The 245-nt window shown below is 64.1% G+C and carries 1 protein-coding gene; it reads left to right on the top strand.

All coding sequences use genetic code 11. The annotated features are described in order from the left end of the window. Positions 1-245: type II secretion system F family protein (locus tag RVY79_RS21115; protein ID WP_317466567.1), on the top strand; the 245-nt coding region annotated here is incomplete at both ends.

Consider the following 245-nt stretch of genomic DNA (forward strand, 5'->3'; position numbering starts at 1 on the left):
GCGAGTTCGCGCTGGTTTTCAGCGAGATCAACTATGGCGTTCCGATGGGCGACGCGCTGGCCGCGTTCAGCCGCCGCGTGCCAATCGAAGACCTGCGCTTCCTGGTGATCGCAGTGCTGATCCAGCGTGAATCGGGCGGCAACCTGGCGGAGATCCTGGACAACATCGGCACGCTCATCCGCAAGCGCTTGCAGTTGCTGGACAAGATCCGCGTGCTCTCGGCCGAAGGCCGGTTGAGCGGCTGG

The sequence above is a fragment of the Chromohalobacter sp. HP20-39 genome (genome assembly GCF_033052815.1).
Lineage (GTDB): Bacteria > Pseudomonadota > Gammaproteobacteria > Pseudomonadales > Halomonadaceae > Chromohalobacter.